This window comes from Sphingobacterium sp. BIGb0165 (assembly GCF_024810095.1).
Classification (GTDB): Bacteria; Bacteroidota; Bacteroidia; order Sphingobacteriales; family Sphingobacteriaceae; genus Sphingobacterium; species Sphingobacterium detergens.
The window spans coordinates 1-19,902 of the sequence record NZ_JANUEB010000007.1; the positions used below are offsets into that span (position 1 = coordinate 1).

The window sequence follows — 19,902 nt, forward strand, 5'->3', positions numbered from 1 at the left end:
ACTGCTTCCGTGGTAAGTCCGTGGTGAGTCCGAGTCTAACACGCTAGAACAGCAGTAGCAGCCCGGACTTACATTGCTCAAATCTGCACTCAGACACCTTCTAACCCCGATTTAGACTCAATTCGAGAGTGACCAAAAGCCGAACCGCAGCCCCCAAAAACACAAAAAAAAGCTAAACACGTGGAAAAACTCGCTGGAAACGCAGGTTTTTGAAGCAAAAGCGTTCAAAAATTGTGCATCACATAACGGGAATTAAGCTGTATATTTCCGCTACAAAAAAAATCTCGGTGGCAGAGAAGAGACCGATTAATTGTTTCTATATGAAACGTAATTATATTGTATATCAAAAGCAATTTATCTAAGTTTGGATAATAGGAAAAATTTAATCGTTATCAGCAGTTTTGAACGAACTTTTCAAAATATATCAAGTCGATGCGAAAGAAGCACTACGCATCCAAGAGTCGAAAAATGAAATGCACCAGCATGATTTCGAAGAACTGATTATTGGTGTAAAGGGACAATTAGAGCATTTCATCGATTTTAAAGCACAAACATATAGTGCCCCCTTTGTCAGTTTTGTAGCGCAAGGTAAAAATCATCGTGTGAAACCGCTTCTCCAAGACAATGACATCGATTTTTGGGTTATCCGATTTAAAAGCGAATTCATCCCCGAAACCACCTTCCAACTCTATGCGCATTTTCATGAAAATGCAACATTGACTTTTTTCCAACCAACCTGTTTTTCCAGATTGGTCATCCTGTGCCAAATGATCCAACAGGAAACACAACAATCCTTAGTAGATTATGCCGTTATTAAGCAATTGTTGAGTACAATCTTTATTATGATCGAGTCAGAGCGAAAAAAACAATTTCCGGATACCCAACAACAATTGAAAAACCAAAGTACGACGTTCACCAGCTTTCTTTCTATATTAGAAGAGAATTATCGACGACCAGAGGGGGTTAACTATTACGCGGAAAAACTTTTTATGTCTGCACGCAATTTAAACCTGATCTGCCAAAGTATATTGCAACAGAGCGTATCGGAGATCATTGAAACAAGAAAACTAATAGAAGCCAAAAATCTATTGTTAACAACCAATAAGACGATTTCAGAAATAGGCTTCGAATTAGGCTATCGGGAAAAATCTTATTTCACCAATGTTTTCAAAAAGAAAGCCGGAATGACACCATCTGAATTTAGAAATGAAATACAGAAGTTGATTTCCGAATAATACAACAGATTGACTAAAAAACAATACCTCTTCCCACCCGACTCCACTTAATTTTGTAATAACAATTAACGCTATTAGGAATATTCAAATGCGTAGAAAGGATTTTATAAAAATTATGGCAACATTACCCTTATCAGGCATAGCTAGTCCCGCAAGTTCATTACGTAAATTATCTACTGAACTTACTGCGACAGATAAATTTCCAGCTCTCTTTTTAGGCCATGGAAGCCCCATGAATGCTATTGAAGACAATGAGTTTGTTCAAGGATTCAGAAAAATAGGACAAACATTCGAAAAGCCGAAAGCAATCCTCGTCATCTCGGCGCATTGGGAGACACGTGGAACATTTGTTACTGCCATGGAGCATCCGGCTACCATCCATGACTTTGGAGGTTTCCCCCAGGCTCTGTTTGACGTACAATATCCTGCACCCGGAAGCCCCTCTTTAGCGCATGAAACACAGCATATCATTACGAAAACTGAGGTACATCTTGACGATAAATGGGGATTGGATCACGGTTCATGGTCTGTTGTCAAACATTTATACCCCAATGCTGACGTGCCCATTATTCAGATGAGTATCGACTACACCCAACCGGCTTCCTATCATTATGAAATTGCACAGCAGCTGGCAGAGCTACGGAAAAAAGGTGTATTGATTATCGGAAGCGGCAATATGGTCCACAATCTCCGAATGGTTGCCTGGGATAAACTCAACACAACCGGATATGCCTACGAATGGGCCAGCATTGCGAATGATAAGATGAAAAAGTTTATCCAAGATGGCAACCATCAGGCTTTAATCGATTTCAGGCAACAGGGAAAAGAGTTTGACCTGGCTATCCCAACACCGGAACACTATCTTCCTTTAATATATACACTGGCTTTACAGGAAAAAAATGAAGATTTATTTTTGTTTAATGACAATTCCGTAGCAGGCTCACTGACCATGACTTCATTAAAGATCGGTTAGCTGAAAAAAATATAATGAAATAAGATTCCACCCCAGACTATTCAACGACTATTTGTCAACGGTCTGGGGTGGATTTCGTATGGACGTTTTGATGACAACAGAGAGATAAGTACATTTGTTTTATAGAACGCATACTATCTTAGTTTAAATCATGGCATCAAAACCTGTTATCGAAATCGAATACTGTCCAAAATGCAATTGGATGTTACGCGCAGCTTATATGTCTCAAGAGATATTGAGCTCATTCACGGAAGATATCCATGGCGTCCTCCTTATTCCAAGTGAAATTGCCGGCCGTTATACCATACGCATAGACAACAAAGAAATCTTTGATCGAAAAAGAGCAGGCCGATTTCCCGAAATAAAGGAATTAAAGCAACTGATCCGGGATATTGTCGCCCCTGAAAAATCATTGGGACATTCGGATAAAACTTCTTAAAAATTCGTTCAATTTAGCATAAATCGGATTTTATAAACTTCTTCTTCTTAGCAACTTTGTATAAACTAAATGGACAATCATGACTATTCAACAAGAAGTAGATTTTCAACGTATCGCCAAGGCAATACATTTCTTACAAGAAAATTTCAGAACTCAACCCACACTGGGACAGATCGCTTCTCATGTCTACATGAGTGAAGCTCATTTCCAACGAATGTTTACCTCCTGGGCAGGCACAAGCCCGAAGAAGTTCTTGCAATATATCAGTTTAAATCACGCCAAATCACTACTGAAGGAAAACAATATTGCAGAAACCACTTTTCAGCTGGGCCTTTCGAGTAGCAGCAGATTACACGAACTGTTTATCAATATCGAAGGGATGACACCTGCTGAGTACAAGAATGAAGGTGCCAACCTGCTCATTTCATACTATTATTATGAAACACTTTTTGGCCCCATCATCATAGCCTCTACTTCAAAAGGCATCTGTCATATTGCTTATGAGGAAGATAAAGAATCTGCATTCGAAACGCTTCATAAGCGCTTCCCAAACGCAAAATATATACAGCAGAAAGATGTAATGCATGAAAATGCACTAAAAGCATTAAATCCACAGGATAATGATATCGGTCAGGTGAAATTGCATCTCAAAGGAACAGAATTTCAGTTAAAGGTATGGGAAGCACTGTTAAAAATTCCCATGGGCAATTTAAGCACTTATGGTTCGATTGCTTCTCAAATCGGAAACCCCAAGGCTTCACGTGCAGTAGGCACAGCCATTGGCAGTAACCCTATTGCTTATCTGATTCCATGTCATCGGGTTATCCAAAACAGTGGTATATTTGGTGGGTATCGTTGGGATCCGATAAGAAAAACAGCGATTATCGGCTGGGAGAGCCTCCACACGGCAATATAGGGCAACAAAACAGTAAGGATAACATGGAACTTTTCGACAATCTTTTTGATGGAAACAAAAATATACTTCCCTATGATGGGACAGTCAATTACTATGGCAAAATACTAGATCCGCAACAAGCAGATCATTATTTTAACCTGTTGATGAATTCCATCGAATGGGTAAACGATCGTGCGATTATTTTCGGAAACGAAATTATCACTAAACGCAAAGTTGCCTGGTATGGGGATCAGGCTTTTGAATATAGCTATTCCAATACCACCAAAAGAGCTCTTCCTTGGACAAAAGAACTACTGGAACTAAAAACACTTGCTGAATTAAAAACGCAGGAAACTTATAATTCTTGTTTATTGAATCTATATCACAATGGTGATGAAGGGATGGCCTGGCACAGTGACGGAGAAAAAGACCTAAAGAAAAATGGCGCCATTGCTTCTTTAAGTTTTGGAGCCGAAAGAAAGTTTGCTTTCAAGCACAAAACGACAAAAGAAAAGGTAGATCTTATTTTGGGAAATGGTAGTCTTCTGGTTATGAAGGATCTTACACAGACGTATTGGTTGCACCGTCTCCCTCCTACAAAAAAGGTATTTATGCCCCGTGTGAACCTCACCTTCAGAACTATTGACAATTTTCAATAATACAGACAATTGATTCGTCAAGCTGATTATTTTCAAATTACCCATCCATATGGGAAAGGATATTCAGCACTGATATCAGCAGCTGCAAAGACATCAGCTTTAAGTTGGGAGCCGACCTAAGCGCACAATAATTTCATTGACAGACAATGTGCGGCTATAGCTTTAATAGGAATTGTGTCAATCTCCTTCATAAGAAGGAGATTGACACAGATAACGTTGTTATTTTACAGCTGCCCAATCATTGTCTTTGGCTGTATAATCCATAAAGACCCCCCCATCCAACGTAATTTTCTTCACTTTCTTTGAAGATGACCAACTGACTGTCGCCTGTTTTTCATTCTGTTGCCAAATTGCAGGTGTTTGATGTTTTGTTTCCAAAGTGCCGTCTGTATAGGTAATCAAGACATCAAATGGAACCGCAAATCCCCCTACGTTTGTGATCGACAAGGTATTTTTATTGCCAGACTGCTTAAAGCTATTCACCTTTAAATCGATATAATTATTGGTAAAATACCAGTTTTTCCAAAACCAATTTAAATTCTGACCAGCCCCGGCATTGATACTGTAAAAGAAATCCCATGGCGTTGGATGCTTACCATGCCAAAGATCCATATAATGATGTAGTGCTTTTTTGAAAACCGCATCACCTAAATAATCCCGTAGCGCGATATACGATAAGGCAGCTTTGATATAAGCATTATTTCCGTAACCCAGACCATTTAACTGTGAAGTCATGGTAATCAATGGTTGATCCTCTTCTGTAGACGGGTCAAAGATGTATCGTTTCACGCGTGACTCTTTAAAAAGCTCCTTATTCTTTTCAGCTCCGATCTCCGCATTACCAATCCAAAATTCAAGTGCTGTAGCCCAGCCTTCATCCATATAACCATATCGGGTCTCATTGATCCCCATGTAAAAAGGGAAATAGGTATGTGCGATCTCATGATCTGCTGTTTGTCGGGCATCAACAAAATTGTCGGGCACACTTGAATCATTGATCATCATCGGGTATTCCATATCCGCAAATCCCTGTACTGCTGTCATTGTCGGATAGGGGTAGGTCACACCAGGCCAATTTTTGGAAAACCAGTCGATACAGTATTGCTGCCAGCCAATATACTGTTCAAAATCGGGAGTGCCAGCAACATAACTGGATTGTACACTGACACGTTTGGTCCCTAGATCCACACTACCAGCATCCCATATATAATTGTCGCTTACACTGAAACAAAAGTCAGGAACATAAGTTGCTTTAAATTTCCACTTATTCCATTCTTGTTGTGCAGTTACCCTGCCCTCCTTCATTTCAGATGCTGTAGCAACATGAATAGGCTCATCACTCTGTTTCGATTGCTCAAAGCGTTCTAAAATAGGCTTCTGTAATACTTCCGCCGCATTCTGAAGCTCTCCTGTGGCCCATACAACAAAATTTTTGGGTACAGCAATTTCAAACTGATAATCATTGAAACCATTATAGAACTCCTGTCTCCCGTTATGCTCCAAAACATCCCAACCATTATAATCATCATAGACAGATACACGGGGATAGGAATAAGCACAATAGAAAGTAGATGCGTTAAGCATGCCGTCGCGGTCGCTCTCAACCGATAACGGATATTCCCAGCTTATCTCTACGGTTGCCATCATTCCGGGAAGAATTTTCTGTCCAAAATCACCGAGTTTGACTGTTCCCCAATCCCCACTATTCACCTCATAAACCTGTCCGTTGAGTTTAAAGGATTTTATCTTTAACCCTGATGTCAAATAGTCGTCCGAAGCATAATTAGCACGTGCAGCATTGGGTTTGTGTACATTGTTCACAAATCGAATCGCCAATTGCTTTAACGTATCGGGGCTATTATTGGTATATAAAATTGTTTCCTTCCCATGGACGGTCTTCGCGGCAGGATCCAACTGTACCTTGACATCATATTTCCCAAAGTTTTGCCAGTAATTTTTACCTGGCACACCGGTTGTGGTCCGCGTACCTTTTTCAATGGCTTGTTTAATATTCCTGGGTGTATAGAGTTCCTGTGCTTGTGCAAAACCCGTTAGCAACAGCAAGGCCAAACTGCAGCGATATATATTTTGTCGTATCATATGTCTGAATTAAATAATCAAAACTAAGATAAATTTCCCCTTACTTCCAAGTTTAATTGCGTGATTCTATCCTATCACCGAAAATTACCTACCGCACGCATTTCCGCATTTAAGCATGCAACAATTCAAGCAGATAATTTGCGGTCCACCAAGAATTGGCTCGCTCCAATAACTGTTCAAAATAAAATTGTGTTCATTCCTTTAAAAAACATTTTAATATTTTTGACGTTTAGATCTAAGATAAACCCGAAGGTATGCAGCAATTTTTACGTCATCACTATTTATTCACGCTCTGTTTTTTACTACCTTGCTTTCTGCTGATATCCAATAGGGTTGTGGCTCAATCTGAAACTGAGATAGATTCGACTTCCTTCTATAAAAAGCAACGCGATTCCATTCTCGCGAGCCAATATGATATCTCGGATTTGATCGGCCGAATTATTCACCCCAAACGTAAAAAGGAAAAATCCAGCAAACGTTCTCCGATTACCCTAATGCCAAACATTGCCTATAATCCGACGATTGGTGGGCAGATTGGAGTCAAGGCTGTTGCTGGAAAAGTACTGGGTGATCCCAAAACAACGACTATGTCAATCGCGGCAACGTCAGCCTCCATTACGACCAAAAACATCATGGTTTTCTATATTAGCCACAATGTATTTACCCCAAACAATAAGCTGAATTTTCAGGGGGCTTTTGCATTGGTTAAAATGGTTGCTCTAGACGCAGGTTTGGGAATGACCCCGCAGGGCAAATGGAACAATGAGGAGGAGGAAATACTTGCCAATCCTGAGCATAAAAAATATGGTGCCAAATACGATGCTTTCACTTTTAATGAAAAGGTCTATAAAAAGGTTGCTGATGACTTATTTTTAGGGGCCGGACTGGCCTTCGACCTGCGACGGAAAATAACAAGCAGTGGCCCAAATGGCAATATTACACCCAATACAATATATACCGAAAAACATGGTTTCGCTCCAGATAGCTACAACTCCAATGGCCTCCTATTGAATATGCAATATACCACCCGAGATAATCCCAACAGACCTTATAAAGGAATCTATTCAGATATTGGCCTACGATGGAATACAAGCTTATTGGGCAGTAGCAAAAATGCCGTCCAGCTCACGACCGACTTTCGGAAATACTTTAGTTTATCACAGTCAGATCCAGCACATGTACTTGCTTTTTGGTATTGGGGTTCTTACAAACTTGGTGGTGTCCTCCCCTACTTCGACCTCCCTGGTACAGGAAGAGATGCTGCTGTAAGAACCGGTCGCGGTTATACAATCGGTTATTTCAAGGGACCTTCTTTTGCTTATGCTGAAACAGAATACCGCTTCCCAATTTTAAAAAATCGCTTTTTGAGTGGTGCGGCATTTTTTAATCTCCAAAGTGCAAGTGATGAATTGGGCACAAAACTTTTCGAAAGATGGCAACCGGGCGGTGGCGCAGGATTACGGGTACTGTTTAACAAAGCCACCCGAACAAACCTCTGTCTGGACTATGCCATAGGAAAATATGGTTCCCGTGGTTTCTTCCTCGGATTGAACGAAGCGTTTTAATTTAATGGAAAGCAGCAAGACTTCTTTTCTATAAAATCATTAAATTAGCCGATATTGTGACTTCGTCCAAAATCCAAGGGACGAAGTCCCCCATTGAAGATAAATACACATGAATTTACAGACAATTTTTCTATACCTTTTACTTTTTGGATTTGCTTCTTGTCAGCAAACAACACAATCTAACCCTCAGATTATCCCGACGAAAGATAGTACAGTCAATAACCAAAGTCGACAGGTAACTGAAAGCCCCCGAGCAGTGAAACCTCTGCTCGATACGTCAACCTATGCTAATCCACGATTCAATAAGATGGCTAATCAGCAACGCGAACAGCTAGTCAAATTGGCTGATGAGGGGCTCTTTGAAAAATTACATCTAAAACTGCAAGCAGACCTTGCCGAAGACCAAAAGAATTATTTCGAGAGTCATGCAAATCTCAATATCTTGGCGCATACAAAAGGGGATATTTTTGAGAATAAAGTGAACGATTTGGTATATATTGTCTATGATAGAGAAAAACATCAAATTGAAATCCTTCTTTTTGATCAGAAGAATAAACTCTTTAAAACATTGTATCGGGATGTACAAGTATCCAATTTACTGCGTCAATCCGATTGTTACTATGCCAATGGAACAGTAGATTATAGTATTGGCGCAGAATTGATTTATCAAGAGGATTATATCCGTTCAAGTCAATCAAATTATTTGATTGATGAAAATGCATTTTCGATCAACAATATTTCAACCAATAATATCTTTGATCTCAAACGGGGATGCTTAAGCAGGGATTTCCCGACAAGTGCTATGGCAAATACGCTGTGCATACCGACGAGCTCGGTATATGCCAATTATCAATGCTTGAAATACAATAAAACCAAAGCAGTTTTTGAAATTTACTTTAGCCAAGAATTTGCGGACTAGGCCAACCTAACCATTAAAAATGAAAAGAAATTACCTACTTGCCGCAATTTGTCTATGTGGTAAATTATATGCCCAAACGACTGACAGCATCAACAATAGACTTGAACAGGTCGAAATTAAAGCTTATTTTAATAAACAACCCTTACTACGACTTACATCATCCGCTGCCGTATTAAGTCAGCAGCGGATTCAATCTCAGCAATCGCCAGCACTTGTCGCTGTCATGAATACGGTACCTGGACTACGCATGGAAGAACGCTCTCCCGGAAGCTATCGATTGGCATTACGGGGTAGCATGCTCCGTTCTCCGTTCGGTGTCCGTAACGTAAAGATCTATCTGGATGACTTTCCGCTCACAGATGCTGGAGGAAACACCTACCTCAATCTGATTGATCCTTACACAATAGACCAGGTCAATATTTTGAAAGGACCCGATGGTTCTATTTATGGTGCCAACTCTGGCGGTGTAATTTCACTCTACAGCAAGGGTTTTAATACCCTGACCAAACCAGAAGTAAACTTACAGCTAACCGGAGGTTCATATGGCTTATTTCAGCAGCAGCTCAATGCCGTGCTTCCAATCAATCAGACACAGCAATTGGCGATCAATCAAAGCTGGACACGCAGTGACGGTTATCGGCAACATTCATCCTTGAACAAGAAAACCATCCAGTTGAACTACAATTGGCAATATGCAAAACATTCTGAGCTCAAATTCACTGGATTCTATACCGACTTGGGATATCAAACTCCCGGAGGTCTTACTGCAGCACAAATGGAGAGCGATCGCCGGCAATCCCGTCCCAAAGGTGGCCCGAACCCAAGTGCTGCGGAACAAAAAGCGGCAATCTATGATAAAACATTTTTTGGCGGTGTAAGCAACCAAGCGAGTATCAGTTCTAAATTAACCTTGTTTGCCAATGTATTCGGTTCGTCCAACCAGATCAAAAACCCGTTTATCACCAATTATGAAAAAAGAGATGAAAAAAACTTAGGAACACGGTTGTATTTATCCTATGTTGATCGGTTCAGCAAAAACTTAACGTATGAACTACAATTTGGTTTAGAGGCTCAAAAAGGTTGGTACGATATAGACAATTATGATAATAATCAAGGGCAGCTTGGCAATCCACAAGCCAAAGACAAGCTAGAAAATAGTCAACAGTCATTCTTCGCACGTACACAACTAGCTTGGTTGGAATGTCTTCAAGTCGAACTGTCCATTGGGCTCAATGAAAATAAAATCGCTTATCAACAGCGCTATCCGGTTGCACAAGAAGATAAAGCACATATCAGTTTTGGCAATACCTGGATGCCCCGTGCCGCCGTCTCTTATATGGCGACACCGACGCTAGCAATCCGGGCTTCTATTTCAAAAGGGTTTTCAGCTCCGACAATTGCGGAAGTGCGCTCATCTGACAATATGATCAATAAGGAGCTAAGGCCTGAGACTGGAACCAACCATGAATTCGGTGTTCGATGGCACTTGTGGAACCGTCGTGTTATATTAGATGCAGCAGCATACACGTATCAAATGGATGATGCCATTATTCGGCAAGTACGCGAATCCGGAGCAGAATATTTTCAGAATACAGGAAAAATAGATCAGAAAGGAATTGAAGCTTCTATAATCGCCTATTTGTTAACGCCGAGGTCAGCTGGACTTATCCGTAGTTTACAGGTCGGAAGCAATTTTTCATTAAATAACTATTCTTTCAAAAACTATCAGGTTGGAGATAAAGATTACAGTGGCAACAAATTAACCGCTGTCCCAAAAACAGTTTGGGTAAACACTTTAAATGTTCTTTTCCCTTATCAACTTCGCGTGGATCTACTCTCCAATTTAACCGCTGCCATACCATTGGATGACGCCAATACCGTTTATGCAAAACGTTACCATCTTTTACAAGGCAAAGTATCCTGGAGCAAAGCTGTAGGACATGGACATAAAGTCAGTATTTTTGCTGGTGCCGACAATCTGCTGAACCAAAAATATAGCCTTGGCAATGACATCAACGCTTTCGGTGGTCGATATTTCAATCCAGCCCCATTGCGAAATTATTATGGCGGCATGAATTTTAATTTTTAATATACTCCGTATGGATTTCCATCAACATACATTGACAACAATAGATTTCGGTACAGTAAGCCGCTACTCTTATTTTCCCTGGATGGATACCGCCTTGGCAAATATCCAAATCAATGTCATGGAGATGGAATTCAATCAAGCTACCTTTCAGGTGATCGAAAGCTATACGAATTTTCAGGTGATGGTTATTTACAAATCACCTGTAACTTCGCTTTTCTGCAATTGTGCTCAAACAGGCTTTTGTACCCACCAGAAAGCAACGTTAACTAAACTATTCGGACAAGAAAACTGGTTATCTTTTTTCGACTTCAACCGTTATCGAAATCTACTAAAAAAGGCGGCTGTTCAGTATGGTTTAGAAAATGAGCCAGCGCTGGAAAACTATTTTTCGGCACAGGTTAAAGATGCTGATCTACAATTCGTCTTAAAAGACAAACACCTGACCTCCATAGATGATTTTGATCTACTGGAACCTAATGCAAGCCCCTCTAAACCTTCAAGCGAACAGCAGCATAGTTTTATCGTACTAACGCGCAATCGCTATTATAAACAATTACAGGTATTATTATGCCAAGCGCCGCAGTCGAAATCGGGTGCACCGAAAAACCCCATTTCGGTTATGGAAAGTCAAACACGTATCTGGCAAACTGATTCCATTGAAGAAACCCAATTTTTTGCAGCGATCAACCAGCTTGCCCAACCTTTACAACAAGCGGATGTTGCTGTTGAACGCAGTTTGCGTGCTATTGCAAAAAATCCGCTGACCCTGGATTTCTACCTCCAGGATCACGAAAAAGCAGAAAATATAACGGCTACTTCGTTATCTCCAATTCAGATCAGTTTGAACAAGGGAGAGATTAAATTGTTAGTCGAGCAAAATGACGCATTCTATAGTATAAAAGGGGAATTATCCATTCACGGTATCGCTTACGATCTACAGGATCTGAGTATTCTTTTTGACCACTTTATCCTGATAAAAAAGCACCTCTACCTTGTCGAAAATAAACTTCACCTCAAGCTGATTCGCCTTTTTGGAAACAAAGGCAATCAACTGCGCATACACCGCAACAAGTTTAAAGAATTTAACGAGCTATTTCTAGAACCCCTTGCCAATTCAGTCGCGTTAAATTTCAAGGATATCCCCAAGGCGAGCAAACCACAATTGAAGGAAAATCTCTACTATCAGGATATGCAAGCACTCCTTTTCCTGGAAGAATCAGAAGACTTTGTCAACATGATACCTGTCATGCGTTATGGCGATGTTGAAGTTCCTATTTTGAGTAAAAGGAACATTTTTGGAACTGATGCAAAAGGAGCCCAATTTTTGGTAGAACGAAAAAAAGAGGTAGAAACCAAAGTGATCTCACTACTGCTCAAGCAGCATCCCTATTTTCAGGAGCAATTGGATGATGATAGTTTTCAGCATCTCTATTTGCACCGCAAATATTTTCTGGATAAAAACTGGTTTTTGAATGCCTTCGATGAGTGGCATAATCAGGGTATCCAGATTATCGGGTTCAATACGTTAAAGGGGAATAAACTAAGCCGTTTCAAAGGCAAAATACAAATTGAGGTATTAAGTGGACAAAATTGGTTTAATGCCAATATGCTAGTCAAATTTGGCCCTAAAAGTGTTTCACTGAAGAAGCTTGAAAAAGCTGTTCGCAATCGTTCTCAATTTATCAATCTAGATGATGGTACGCTTGGTATTCTACCCGAGGAATGGCTGGAAAAATTTGAGGCCTATTTTAATGCAGCTGAAATAATCGAGGATGAACTTATTCAGATTCCCAAATATAAGTTTAGCGAAATCGATCTGCTCTTTGACAAAAAAGAGCTAGATCAGGAAGTATCAGCCGAGGTTAGCTATTTAAAAAATCAACTTTCCACTTTACCAACATACCCATCAGTAGAATTACCCGATATTTTTGTCGGAGATTTACGCAGCTATCAGTTGCAAGGGTTGCAATGGCTCAGCTTTTTGGACCAATTAAATTTCGGAGCTTGTCTGGCTGATGATATGGGATTGGGGAAAACTGTCCAAATCCTTGCCTTTCTGGCGACTCAAAAGGCAAAAGGTATATCCACACCAACACTGCTGGTTCTTCCGACCACACTCATTTTTAATTGGAAGCATGAAATTCAGCAATTTCTGCCATCTTTTAACATACTGATCCTCGAAGGGCCAAACCGAAGTGATATAACGGACCAGTTTGAAGAACTGGATATTGTCCTTATTTCTTACCATAATCTACTGACCGACATCAATAGATTAAAAAAGTTGAGATTCAACTATGTCATACTCGATGAATCTCAACACATAAAAAATCCAGATTCACAGCGGTATAAAGCAGTAAATCTATTGCGATCGAGAAACCGTATTATTCTCACAGGAACACCTATTGAGAATAACACAATGGATTTATTTGCACAGCTCTCGTTTACTGTTCCGGGCTTATTGGGGAATAAAAAGTATTTCAAAGACGTCTATACGACACCAATTGATGCTTTTCACGATCGTAAAAGAAAAAGGATGTTGAAGGAAAAAATCAAGCCATTTATCCTTCGGAGAACAAAGCAGGATGTATTGGATGATCTTCCCGTAAAAAATGAATTGGTACTCTATTGTGAAATGAAAACTGCGCAACGTCGGATTTACGATCTTTATGAAAAGGAGTTCCGTGAATTTATCTCCGCTAAAGATGGAGATGAAATCAAAAAAAGTCCCATGCATGTCCTTAAAGGTCTGACCAAATTGCGTCAGATCTGCAATTCCAGTAAATTGCTCCAAAGTGAAGACCTGACATCTGCAGAAGATTCGGCTAAGATCGAAATGCTGGTGGAACAAATCCAACACAAAAAAGATCAACATAAAATCATCGTGTTCTCGCAATTTGTCAGCATGTTGCGATTGATTAAGGAAGCATTGGATAAGAATGGAATACCGTCGCTTACACTGACCGGTCAGTCCAGAAACCGGGGGCAGCTGGTCAGCGATTTCCAAACGGATCAAAATATCCGTGTTTTTCTCATTAGTCTCAAAGCTGGCGGAACAGGTCTTAATCTCACAGCGGCAGATGTGGTCTATCTGGTCGATCCATGGTGGAATCCAGCCGTTGAACAACAGGCGATCGACCGTATCTATCGTATTGGCCAACAAAAGAATGTAACCGCCGTTCGTCTGATCAGTCCAAATACGGTTGAGGATAAAATTCAGGTACTACAACAGCATAAAAAAGAAATCAGCAGCACGATTCTTGAAGATGGAGGAAGTTTAAATGCTTTCTATCTCGATAAGGAATATCTATTGAAAATATTACGGTAGAGATTATCGATTATATATAAAAAGGGGCATCCATGGATGCCCCTTTTTATATATAATGCTTTACTAAATACTATTTTTTATCGGAAATATAGGTTTTATTACCATTTCCATTGATGTAATATTTACCTCCTTTTGGACCTAGATAAACTGTATGACCGTTGTATTTTTCGCTGGTTGCCTTGTCGGCTGTTGCTACGGCATCTTTTTTAACTGCAGACACCTGTTTTTGAGCTTTAGTAACGTCCTTCTTTACGGCTTTCTCTTTGGTTTCTACTTGAGCAGTTTTTGTCTCAGTTGCTTTCGTAGCTTCCTTCTTTACGGCTTTCTCTTTGGTTTCCACCTGAGCAGCTTTGGTTTCAGAAGCTTTTTTTGCCTGAGTAGATTTCTCTTTGGCTACTGCATCTTTCTTTTCCATCGCTTTAGCGGGGGCAGCTTTCGTTTTCGTTTCGGTCCCGGAGGCCTTGGTCTTTACCTCTTTTACTTTTTGTTCTGTTTTTTTGGCTTCTTTCTCCATTTTCTTAGGAGCAGTTTGCGCATAGGATTGTCCCAATCCAAATGTTGCGATCAGAGCTAATGCAGCTGTGATTTTTTTGAAACGATTTATTGATTTCATAACCCAATTGTTATTTAAATAATTATAGGTAAAAGTACAATACAAATACCAAAATTTCTTTACAATATTTTTTTTTAACAAAGTTTTAACTTAACCACATAATCACCTGATGATCTGCTTTCTATATTTCGAATCAATTATATATTTTACCCCTTTTGCATCTACAAAAACTTGCTTTCCATCATAGCGCTCATCAAGCTGTTTATCCAAGGCTACACGATATAATGTGCTTGAACGGGAAGATGAGTATTTTATCCCCACTTTAGGCTTGCTATCTTCCACAACGGGAATTGAAACCTCTGTGGTCTGACTATCTACCTTATCTATAGTTTGTTTCTTTGCTCCTGAATTTTTGGCTTTATCATTGACGTCTACGTTCAATGCAACCACATTAGCCTGAATATTTAAAGGGAAAAAGGGATCTATCCAACGATTCGCAAAATGAAAATTTCCCTCCCAGCTACTGAAGGAAGTAAGCTGTTGACCGTTTACCCTGCCTGCCAACACGAAAATTGGCACCAGAAATAAACACCGCCTAAAGAATATTAATTCAACTCCAAACATATCTTTTTAACTTATCCCTCAATCACTTCCAAATAAAATGCCATGTACCTATTCAAGTGAGATCTTTAACATTTTTTTAACTATCACAGACATCGGTGATCCCTAATGCCATACACTTTCCAATCGGTATCTGCGGGTACGGATAATGACCGGTGCTTTCTGCCCTCCAAAAGTACAGTAACTTAAGCTGGCTAAATCATTGCTGGCAACCTCCCGTCTCTCCTTGTCAGATCATATTCTGACGCTAATGATACGCATTCGGGCCGACCAAACTCGTTGTCAACGTAAAAAAAATGCAACATAAGCCCATCAAGATTCCACTAGTGTGTCTTAACTGATATAGATCTCGGTAATATATTTAAATACGATACGTTGAGAAATTGCATACTTTTCAAACAATAAGCGAAGGTCATCATATAAGCTTTTATTTTCATCGCCTTCTTTAGGAAAATAAGAAGATGATCTCACCCTTCCCAGAAACGATTTTAGGTCGAACACCTGTTGGTTAGGTAAGGATACCTTCGTCATTTGTCTATCCGCAAAAAAACGCCGAAGATCGTCATCGCATATATTTTTATGACTGACAGATTGGTAATTAGGAATATGATTACGTAAAAACTGTTCATATTCCTGTTGGAAAGCATCCGTTGGATCACGTTGATTCCAAACCAAGACGATATGACCATTTTTGGTAAGAATACGATTGAATTCGTTGTAACAGGCTGTCCGATCGAACCAATGGAAAGACTGTCCGGCAAAAATTAAATCCACACAACTGGATTCTATCGATGTATCCTCAGCCGTGGCATTTAATGCAATTAAATTCCGGCAGGTTTTAAAATGGTGTACCAATGATTCCCGCATCTCCCGATTGGGCTCAACGGCAAAGACGTCATTTCCATTTTCTAAAAACAGCTGCGTCGACAAACCGGTACCACTACCGATATCTGCAATCAGCCATTTCTTATCCAAACCTATCTTTTCTTTAAGAATCTGAATAATTTCCTTTGGATAATTGGGTCTAAATTTTTCATAATCCACGACCCTGTCTGTAAATCGCTCAATACTATTTTTGCTCATGTTAGATTGTCCTATAGCTAATCGATTATATCTTCATCTCTGAAGCTATAAAATCCATTGTCTGTAAAGATCAGGTGATCATTTACCCTAATATCCATAATTTTTGATGCTTCGACAATTTTTTGCGTCAGAATCCTGTCAGCATGACTAGGCTGCAAAGTCCCAGAAGGATGGTTGTGAATCAGTACAATAGAATGTGCTTTTATTGCAAGGGCATTTCTTAGGATGATTCGAACATCGACCGGTGTAAAATCATTTCCGCCACGACCAATGAGCTGTTGATCCAGTAATTTGCATCCAGTATTCAGATATAGTGTCCAAAACTCCTCATGGGGTAAATCCTGTAGAATGGGTTTCATAAAATCATACACGCGCTTGCTGCTATTTAAGATCTTCTTTTCTTCTACAGGAGCCTCCTTCTTACGTCTCGCCAGTTCTAAGGCTGCAATAATCGAGATGGCTTTGGCCTCGCCAATACCTTTGTATTGACTCAATTCATAGACTTCCATCTTCGAGACTGTGTCTAAGCTATTGTTCGCATCGGCCAATATACGTCGGCATAGTTCCACTGCACTTTCGTCCATTGAGCCAGACCCAATCAAAATTGCCAATAATTCTGCATCGGAAAGGGCCCGCCGTCCTAAATTTAATAATTTTTCGCGGGGTCGATCCGCCTCAGACCATTCCCTGATAACTAATTTGTGCAGATTTGACATTGTTTAAACTTTAATTGGCTAGCTCACATAAATATATAAAATATTTCGCATTATTTTTCAGGTCATTGATTCGTAGATAGATCAATTAAAAAAAAATGGAGATTACGAATTACTTCACATTTCACTCTGAAACATTATCTTTGTATTTCATAAAAATTTTTGAACATGAGTAAAGCGATTATTAAAACAGAAAAAGGCGACATGACTGTGGATTTCTACACAGCTGATGCTCCAAATACAGTAGCAAATTTTATTAAACTTGCTAAATCAGGTTATTATGATGGTTTGGCTTTTCACCGTGTTATCCCTGATTTTGTTATTCAAGGTGGTTGCCCAAATTCACGTGAAGGCGCTGCAGGCATCCCTGGAACAGGTGGTCCTGGTTATAAGATCGATTGTGAATTAACTGGAGAAAATCAATACCATGACAGAGGTGTATTGTCAATGGCGCATGCTGGTCGCAATACAGGTGGTTCTCAATTTTTCGTTTGCCACAGCCGCAACAATACAGCTCACTTAGACCGTAATCATACTTGTTTCGGAAAAGTAATAGAGAATGTTGATCTGGTGGATGATATCAGACAAGGAGACCGTATTTTATCAATTGAAGTAATCGAAGATTAATTCTTGGAGATTTAAAAAAAAAATTAAAATGAATTTAAGAGCATTAGTATCTGTAACTGGTAAACCAGGATTGTTCAAATTGGTTGGACAAAATAAAGGTGGTTTTATTTTAGAAACCCTTGATCAAGCGAAAATTAAGTCGATAGTAAGTTTATCTTCGACAAAGATGGCTACATTGGAAGATATTACCATCTATGGTGAAGAAGAAGAAATCCGTCTTTTAGATATTTTCGAAACCATTAAAGAAAAGGGGTTAACATTACCAGACACGAAATCGGATGGTGCTACATTGAGAGATTTCTTCCGTGAAGTCGCTCCTGGCCATGATGAATCTCGAGTATATACATCAGACATCAAGAAAGTTATTACTTGGTACAATATTATCAAGGAATTCCCTTTATTTGAAGAGGAAGCACCAGCTCCTTTGGTATAACGGGATAGTCAATACATAGAAAAGGAGTTGATATGATCAACTCCTTTTCTATGTATTCATGCTTTGTTATTATGCTTCGTTTCATAAAAAAGCCCCAGATTTTTCTCCGAGGCTTTTTTATTTGTAATAATCTTTTACAGCCACTATATACCAATACCTGATTTAGTGTCCTTTTGGCTCAACGTCAACACGTTTGATATCTGCCCCTAGTTTCCGTAGACGCTCCTCGATATCTTGATATCCACGTTCGATCTGTTCGATATTATGGATCACAGATTTTCCTTTCGCTGATAATGCTGCGATCAATAAGGATACTCCTGCGCGGATATCTGGAGATGTCATTTCGATACCTTTCAAAGAATGCGATTTATTCATACCAATTACTGTAGCACGGTGTGGATCACACAAAATGATCTGTGCCCCCATATCGATCAATTTATCGACAAAGAACAATCTGCTTTCAAACATCTTTTGGTGAATCAATACATTGCCTTTTGCTTGCGTTGCTACCACCAGAATGATACTCAATAGATCCGGCGTAAAGCCTGGCCATGGTGCGTCCGAGATTGTCAAGATAGAACCATCTATGAAAGTATCAATTTCGTATGAATCTTGCGCTGGAATAAAGATATCATCCCCGCGCAATTCAAACTGAATACCCAAACGGGAGAATACCGATGGAATTACACCCAATTCCTGGAAACAAACATCTTTAATGGTAATTTCTGATCCGGTCATTGCTGCCAAACCAATAAAAGAGCCGATCTCGATCATATCAGGCAACATGCGATGTGATGTTCCACCAAGGCGTTCTACCCCTTCGATGCTCAATAAATTGGAACCAATACCCGATATCTTAGCACCCATGCGGTTCAGCATTTTACAGAGCTGTTGCAAATAAGGTTCACATGCAGCATTATAGATCGTTGTTACACCTTTGGCCAATACAGCAGCCATAACGATATTTGCTGTACCAGTCACAGAAGCTTCATCCAATAAGATATAATTACCTTTTAACTCTGTTGCATCCACATTAAAGAAATGTGTGGCAGCATCGTAAACGAATTTAGCACCTAGCTTTTCGAAACCTAGAAAGTGAGTATCCAAACGTCTACGTCCAATTTTATCGCCTCCCGGTTTAGGGATAGCAGCCTTTCCGAATCTAGCCAACAGTGGCCCAACAATCATAATGGAACCACGTAAGCCACCACCTTTTTCTTTAAATTCAGGTGATTGGAAGTAATCTATATTAATATCTTTGGCTTCAAAAACGTAAGTATCTTTATCTATACGATCAATTTTAACACCCAATGCGGCCAACAAATCAATTAACTTATTGACATCCTTAATATCGGGAATGTTACTGATGGTCATGGGTTCCTCAGTCAGTAAAACTGCTGACAGAATCTGTAAAGCTTCATTTTTTGCTCCCTGAGGAATAATCTCTCCCTTTAACGGTTTTCCACCGATTATTTCAAATGCATTCATTTATATAACTGATATCTTCTTATTACAACAAAACCCGACTCATAATTTAGTTTATGTCACTAAATGACACTTCGGGATTCTTAAAATCGACAAATTGTATTGAAAAAATTTTGTGGAACTGTCCAATCAACAATCCTGAGTCGTCTAGGATCTTATTGATCGATCACCTAAACCCGGACTGACAG

At 39.6% G+C, this 19,902-nt stretch carries 17 protein-coding genes; 11 read left to right on the plus strand and 6 right to left on the minus strand.

Annotated elements, in window-relative coordinates; translation table 11 throughout:
- The first annotated feature begins 401 nt into the window (after positions 1 to 401).
- The 5 genes from M2408_RS16625 (at position 402) to M2408_RS16645 (ending at position 4,201) form a co-directional block, all read left to right on the plus strand.
- Entirely contained in the window at positions 402 to 1,235 is an 834-nt protein-coding gene (locus M2408_RS16625) for an AraC family transcriptional regulator (RefSeq protein WP_259183459.1), read from the plus strand.
- A 115-nt stretch (positions 1,236 to 1,350) separates the two neighbouring features.
- Positions 1,351 to 2,208: a 4,5-DOPA dioxygenase extradiol gene (gene ygiD / locus M2408_RS16630; protein ID WP_259183461.1), complete on the plus strand. Its 858-nt coding sequence runs from the start codon at positions 1,351 to 1,353 to the stop codon at positions 2,206 to 2,208.
- A gap of 151 nt (positions 2,209 to 2,359) precedes the next feature.
- Positions 2,360 to 2,647 carry a SelT/SelW/SelH family protein gene (locus M2408_RS16635; protein ID WP_120261932.1) on the plus strand — a complete coding sequence of 96 codons (288 nt, stop codon included), beginning with the start codon at positions 2,360 to 2,362 and terminating at the stop codon, positions 2,645 to 2,647.
- Positions 2,648 to 2,726: 79 nt separating this feature from the next.
- A complete protein-coding gene (locus M2408_RS16640; RefSeq protein ID WP_259183467.1) occupies positions 2,727 to 3,563 on the plus strand; it encodes a methylated-DNA--[protein]-cysteine S-methyltransferase in 837 nt (278 codons plus the stop codon).
- 23 nt (positions 3,564 to 3,586) lie between these two features.
- Positions 3,587 to 4,201 (plus strand): alpha-ketoglutarate-dependent dioxygenase AlkB, encoded by a 615-nt coding sequence (locus M2408_RS16645; protein ID WP_259183469.1) that lies wholly within the window; start codon positions 3,587 to 3,589, stop codon positions 4,199 to 4,201.
- A 219-nt stretch (positions 4,202 to 4,420) separates the two neighbouring features.
- Here M2408_RS16645 and M2408_RS16650 read toward each other — a convergent pair whose 3' ends face one another.
- Positions 4,421 to 6,301: a M1 family metallopeptidase gene (locus M2408_RS16650; RefSeq protein ID WP_259183471.1), complete on the minus strand. Its 1,881-nt coding sequence runs from the start codon at positions 6,299 to 6,301 to the stop codon at positions 4,421 to 4,423.
- Between the two features lie 254 nt (positions 6,302 to 6,555).
- Here M2408_RS16650 and M2408_RS16655 point away from each other — a divergent pair, with 254 nt between their 5' ends.
- From M2408_RS16655 to M2408_RS16670, 4 genes are all read left to right on the plus strand, one after another.
- Complete coding sequence (locus M2408_RS16655; protein WP_259183473.1) at positions 6,556 to 7,866, plus strand: outer membrane protein assembly factor; 1,311 nt, start codon at positions 6,556 to 6,558, stop codon at positions 7,864 to 7,866.
- Positions 7,867 to 7,975: 109 nt separating this feature from the next.
- Entirely contained in the window at positions 7,976 to 8,785 is an 810-nt protein-coding gene (locus M2408_RS16660; RefSeq protein ID WP_259183475.1) for a hypothetical protein, read from the plus strand.
- 19 nt (positions 8,786 to 8,804) lie between these two features.
- The gene (locus M2408_RS16665) at positions 8,805 to 10,874 is read left to right on the plus strand and encodes a TonB-dependent receptor (protein ID WP_259183476.1); all 2,070 of its coding nucleotides are present in this window, start codon (positions 8,805 to 8,807) and stop codon (positions 10,872 to 10,874) included.
- A gap of 10 nt (positions 10,875 to 10,884) precedes the next feature.
- Positions 10,885 to 14,199, plus strand: a complete 3,315-nt coding sequence (locus M2408_RS16670) for a DEAD/DEAH box helicase (RefSeq protein ID WP_259183478.1) — start codon at positions 10,885 to 10,887, stop codon at positions 14,197 to 14,199.
- A gap of 70 nt (positions 14,200 to 14,269) precedes the next feature.
- Here the strand turns inward: M2408_RS16670 and M2408_RS16675 are convergent, their stop codons facing one another.
- From M2408_RS16675 to radC, 4 genes are all read right to left on the minus strand, one after another.
- The gene (locus M2408_RS16675; protein WP_259183479.1) at positions 14,270 to 14,812 is read right to left on the minus strand and encodes a hypothetical protein; all 543 of its coding nucleotides are present in this window, start codon (positions 14,810 to 14,812) and stop codon (positions 14,270 to 14,272) included.
- Between the two features lie 102 nt (positions 14,813 to 14,914).
- On the minus strand, positions 14,915 to 15,376 hold the full coding sequence (locus M2408_RS16680; protein WP_259183480.1) for a hypothetical protein: 462 nt from the start codon (positions 15,374 to 15,376) through the stop codon (positions 14,915 to 14,917).
- Positions 15,377 to 15,706: 330 nt separating this feature from the next.
- Positions 15,707 to 16,456: a class I SAM-dependent methyltransferase gene (locus M2408_RS16685; protein WP_259183489.1), complete on the minus strand. Its 750-nt coding sequence runs from the start codon at positions 16,454 to 16,456 to the stop codon at positions 15,707 to 15,709.
- Between the two features lie 17 nt (positions 16,457 to 16,473).
- Entirely contained in the window at positions 16,474 to 17,172 is a 699-nt protein-coding gene (radC, locus tag M2408_RS16690) for a RadC family protein (RefSeq protein WP_259183492.1), read from the minus strand.
- 165 nt (positions 17,173 to 17,337) lie between these two features.
- On the opposite strand from radC, the gene M2408_RS16695 reads away from it, so the two are divergent.
- A complete protein-coding gene (locus tag M2408_RS16695) occupies positions 17,338 to 17,796 on the plus strand; it encodes a peptidylprolyl isomerase (RefSeq protein WP_259183494.1) in 459 nt (152 codons plus the stop codon).
- 28 nt (positions 17,797 to 17,824) lie between these two features.
- Positions 17,825 to 18,229 (plus strand): DUF5606 domain-containing protein, encoded by a 405-nt coding sequence (locus M2408_RS16700; RefSeq protein ID WP_120261943.1) that lies wholly within the window; start codon positions 17,825 to 17,827, stop codon positions 18,227 to 18,229.
- Between the two features lie 162 nt (positions 18,230 to 18,391).
- Here the strand turns inward: M2408_RS16700 and murA are convergent, their stop codons facing one another.
- The gene (gene murA, locus M2408_RS16705) at positions 18,392 to 19,717 is read right to left on the minus strand and encodes a UDP-N-acetylglucosamine 1-carboxyvinyltransferase (RefSeq protein WP_259183498.1); all 1,326 of its coding nucleotides are present in this window, start codon (positions 19,715 to 19,717) and stop codon (positions 18,392 to 18,394) included.
- Between the last annotated feature and the right edge of the window lie 185 nt (positions 19,718 to 19,902).

Coding starts and splice junctions, on each gene's coding strand:
- M2408_RS16685 (WP_259183489.1), bottom strand. CDS start 16,456: ATGAGCAAAAATAGTATTGAGCGATTTACAGACAGGGTCGTGGATTAT.
- M2408_RS16640 (WP_259183467.1), top strand. CDS start 2,727: ATGACTATTCAACAAGAAGTAGATTTTCAACGTATCGCCAAGGCAATA.
- M2408_RS16655 (WP_259183473.1), top strand. CDS start 6,556: ATGCAGCAATTTTTACGTCATCACTATTTATTCACGCTCTGTTTTTTA.
- radC (WP_259183492.1), bottom strand. CDS start 17,172: ATGTCAAATCTGCACAAATTAGTTATCAGGGAATGGTCTGAGGCGGAT.
- ygiD (WP_259183461.1), top strand. CDS start 1,351: ATGGCAACATTACCCTTATCAGGCATAGCTAGTCCCGCAAGTTCATTA.
- murA (WP_259183498.1), bottom strand. CDS start 19,717: ATGAATGCATTTGAAATAATCGGTGGAAAACCGTTAAAGGGAGAGATT.
- M2408_RS16650 (WP_259183471.1), bottom strand. CDS start 6,301: ATGATACGACAAAATATATATCGCTGCAGTTTGGCCTTGCTGTTGCTA.
- M2408_RS16695 (WP_259183494.1), top strand. CDS start 17,338: ATGAGTAAAGCGATTATTAAAACAGAAAAAGGCGACATGACTGTGGAT.
- M2408_RS16645 (WP_259183469.1), top strand. CDS start 3,587: ATGGAACTTTTCGACAATCTTTTTGATGGAAACAAAAATATACTTCCC.
- M2408_RS16675 (WP_259183479.1), bottom strand. CDS start 14,812: ATGAAATCAATAAATCGTTTCAAAAAAATCACAGCTGCATTAGCTCTG.
- M2408_RS16635 (WP_120261932.1), top strand. CDS start 2,360: ATGGCATCAAAACCTGTTATCGAAATCGAATACTGTCCAAAATGCAAT.
- M2408_RS16665 (WP_259183476.1), top strand. CDS start 8,805: ATGAAAAGAAATTACCTACTTGCCGCAATTTGTCTATGTGGTAAATTA.
- M2408_RS16660 (WP_259183475.1), top strand. CDS start 7,976: ATGAATTTACAGACAATTTTTCTATACCTTTTACTTTTTGGATTTGCT.
- M2408_RS16680 (WP_259183480.1), bottom strand. CDS start 15,376: ATGTTTGGAGTTGAATTAATATTCTTTAGGCGGTGTTTATTTCTGGTG.
- M2408_RS16700 (WP_120261943.1), top strand. CDS start 17,825: ATGAATTTAAGAGCATTAGTATCTGTAACTGGTAAACCAGGATTGTTC.
- M2408_RS16670 (WP_259183478.1), top strand. CDS start 10,885: ATGGATTTCCATCAACATACATTGACAACAATAGATTTCGGTACAGTA.